The organism is Paracraurococcus ruber, assembly GCF_004353985.1.
GTDB lineage: Bacteria > Pseudomonadota > Alphaproteobacteria > Acetobacterales > Acetobacteraceae > Paracraurococcus > Paracraurococcus ruber.
The window spans coordinates 1-365 of sequence record NZ_SMOA01000730.1 but is presented as its reverse complement, the minus strand read 5'-3'; the positions used below and the strand labels follow the sequence as shown (position 1 = coordinate 365).

Here is a 365-nt window from a genome sequence, read left to right as displayed (position 1 = left end):
CCACCTCGCCACCGACGCCGACACCGGTCAGGTTGTCGCCTCGTTGCTGACCGGCAGGGATGCCGATGACGGCTCGCAGGTCGACCCCTTGCTTGAGCGGGTCGACGGTTCCGTGGCGTCCCTCACGGGCGACGGCGCCTACGACCGGGACGATGTCTATGCCGCGGTCGCGGCGCGGCACCCCAACGCCGCCGTCGTCGTCCCGCCGCGCGCGAGCGCGGTGCCGAGTGCGGCGGCCGAGACAGCGCCGACGCAGCGGGATGCGCATTTGCGCTGTGTTGCCGAACGCGGCCGGATGGGCTGGCAGCGCGCGTCGGGCTACAACTGGCGTGCCTTGGTGGAAGCCGACGTCTCACGGTGGAAGC

At 72.3% G+C, this 365-nt stretch carries 1 protein-coding gene; it reads left to right on the top strand.

Annotated features, from left to right (window positions below):
- Nucleotides 1–365: transposase (locus tag E2C05_RS33925; RefSeq protein ID WP_338045244.1), on the top strand; the 365-nt coding region annotated here is incomplete at both ends.